Annotated in this window: 2 protein-coding genes; one reads left to right on the forward strand and one right to left on the reverse strand. The window is 63.0% G+C overall.

The window, feature by feature from the left end; genetic code table 11:
* The coding region (locus HP546_RS28495; RefSeq protein ID WP_172232655.1) for an EAL domain-containing protein at window positions 1-2,332 on the forward strand (2,332 nt) is incomplete at its 5' end.
* A gap of 56 nt (window positions 2,333-2,388) precedes the next feature.
* On the opposite strand, the gene HP546_RS28500 is transcribed toward HP546_RS28495, so the two are convergent.
* Window positions 2,389-2,832: an Hsp20 family protein gene (locus HP546_RS28500; RefSeq protein ID WP_172232658.1), complete on the reverse strand. Its 444-nt coding sequence runs from the start codon at window positions 2,830-2,832 to the stop codon at window positions 2,389-2,391.
* Window positions 2,833-2,996 lie beyond the last annotated feature (164 nt).

The raw sequence follows: 2,996 nt of genomic DNA on the forward strand, positions 1-2,996 counted from the left end.
GTTTCACGAATCGTTCGATGCCTTTTTCGAAGGGGTGCCCGAGGACGAGCGCAACTCGATGCGCCAGGCCTACCGCAGCCTGCGCGAAGGCCCGGCGGGCAACTACCAGATCACCTACCGGGTACAGCTGGAAAACGGCATATCGCGCTACATCGAAAGCCGCGCGCGGCTGTACCGTGACGACCAGGGCAACCCGCTGCGCATGGCCGGCACCCTGCTCGACATTACCGACCAGGTGGAACGCGAGCAGCGCCTGAGCGCCTCTGAAGAGAAATTCGCCAGCCTGTTCCAGGTCAGCCCCGACCCCATCTGCGTGACCCGCCAGGACACCGGCCAGTTCATCGAGATCAACCCGGCGTTCACCCAGACCTTCGGCTGGGCCACCGACCAGGTGATCGGCCGCACCGCCGAAGAAATCGGCCTGTGGGCCGAGTCCATCGAGCGCGCGCAACGCATCGAACGGGTCATCCGCGAGCAGGCCCTTAGCAACGTCGCCGTAGTGGTCAACCACCGCAACGGCGCGCCGCTGACCTGCGTGATTTCCAGCCGCCTGATCACCGTCGACGACCAGCCCTGCAGCGTCACCACCCTGCGCGACATCACCCAGCAGCAACGCGCCGAGGCGGCCCTGAAGTCCAGCGAGGAGAAGTTCGCCAAGGCCTTCCACTCCAGCCCCGACGCGATCACCATCACCGAACGCCACAGCGGCCGCTACCTGGAAATCAACGACGGTTTTTGCCGCCTGACCGGCTACAGCACCGCCGAGGTGGTCGGCCACACCGTGTACGAGCTCGGCATCTGGGCCGATGACAAGCAGCGCGCCGCCCTGCTCGGCGAATTGCGCGATCGCGGCCGGGTGCACCACCGCGAGATGCTTGGGCGCAACAAGCGCGGCGACATCCTGACCGTGGAGGTGTCGGTGGAGCCGATCACCCTCAACGAGATCGATTGCCTGCTGCTGACCGCCCGCGACGTAAGCCAGCTGAAGAATGCCCAGGCGCAGATACGCCACCTGGCCTACCATGACCCGCTGACCAACCTGCCCAACCGCGCCCTGCTGATGGACCGCCTGAGCCAACAGATCGCCCTGCTCAAGCGCCACAACCTGCGCGGTGCCCTGCTGTTCCTCGACCTCGACCACTTCAAGCACATCAACGACTCGCTGGGCCACCCGGTGGGCGACACGGTGTTGAAAATCATCACCGCACGGCTGGAGGCCAGCGTCCGCCTGGAAGACACTGTGGCGCGCCTGGGTGGCGATGAGTTCGTGGTACTGCTCAGCGGCCTGGAGGGCAGCCGCGAGTTGGTGGAAGAGAAAGTTCGCGAGCTGGCCGATACCCTGCGCGAACTGCTGGCCGAACCAATGACACTGGACGGCCAACGGCTACAGGTAACGCCCAGCATCGGTGTGGCGCTGATCCCCGACCATGGCACCACCCCGGCCGACCTGCTCAAACGCGCCGATATCGCCCTGTACCGGGCCAAGGACTCCGGGCGTAACACCACCCAGCTGTTCCACACCACCATGCAGAAGGCCGCCAGCGAGCGGCTGCGCATGGAAAACGACCTGCGCCTGGCCCTGGCCCGCGGTGAACTGGCGCTGCACTTTCAGCCACAGGTAGACGCCCGCGACAACCGCATCGTCGGCGCCGAGGTGCTGCTGCGCTGGCACCACCCGCAGCTGGGCCAGCAACCGCCAGGGCAGTTCATCCAGGTGCTCGAGGAAAGTGGCCTGATACTGGAAGTTGGCAGCTGGATCCTCGACGAAGCCTGCGATGCCTGCGCACGCATGCTCGCCGACGGGCTGATCGATGCCGATGATTTCAGCCTGTGCGTGAACATCAGCCCGCGGCAATTCCGCCAGAACGACTTTGTCGGCCGGGTGCTGCGCAGCCTGGACGACTACCGCCTGCCGCGGCAGATGCTGAAACTGGAAATTACCGAAGGCATCGTCATCCAGAACCTTGAGGACACCATCAGCAAGATGCGCGAGCTGAAGCGCTACGGGGTCAGTTTTGCCATGGATGACTTCGGCACCGGCTACTCCTCGCTCACCTACCTCAAGCGCCTGCCGGTGGATGCGCTGAAAATCGACCAGACCTTCGTCCGCGATGCGCCCATCGACCCCAACGACGCCGAGATCGTCCGCGCCATCGTCGCCATGGCCCGCAGCCTGGACCTGGCGGTCATTGCCGAAGGGGTCGAATTGACCGAGCAACTGGAGTTTCTCGAACAGCTGGGCTGCCACCTGTATCAAGGTTACCTGCACAGCCGGCCACTGCCGCTGCAGGAGTTTCGGCAGATGCTGATGGAGGCGCCGGCGGATTACTGATCACCACAGACGCAAAAAGGGCACCCGAAGGTGCCCTTTTTTTCACATCAGCGCGATCAGTTCAGCGCTGGCTTGTCGCCATTGATCGGGATGCGCTTGGCCTTGGCTTCTTCAGGCACGATGCGCAGCAGGTCGATGCTGAGCAGGCCATTGGCCAGGCCTGCGGCCTTGACTTCGATATGGTCGGCCAGGCGGAAAGACAGCTTGAAGGCGCGCTGGGCGATCCCCTGATGCAGGTAGGTCACTTCAGCGGCAGCATTTTCGCGCTTGCCACCGGTCACGGTCAGGACACCTTTTTCAACCTGCAGGTCGAGATCCTGCTCCTGGAAACCGGCTGCAGCAACCACGATACGGTAGTGGTCTTCGGCATGCTTTTCCACGTTGTAGGGCGGGTAGCTGCTACCGGCCTCGTTACGCGCTGCGGATTCGAACAGGTCGTTGAAACGGTCGAAACCAACAGAATGACGGAACAGTGGAGCGAGAGAGAAAGCGGTAGTCATGGTCATGAACTCCTGAGATTCAGCAAGTAAGTCATTACGCGACCCGACTTCGGCATCGCGCACTCAAGAGATATGGCCGAGAGAAATCCTTTCAAGGGGCAAGCAGAAAAAATCTGGATTATTGCTCTGGATTGGCCTTTCGCGGGTGAATCGGCCCGCTCAGG

This window comes from Pseudomonas sp. CM25, assembly GCF_013179705.1.
GTDB lineage: Bacteria > Pseudomonadota > Gammaproteobacteria > Pseudomonadales > Pseudomonadaceae > Aquipseudomonas.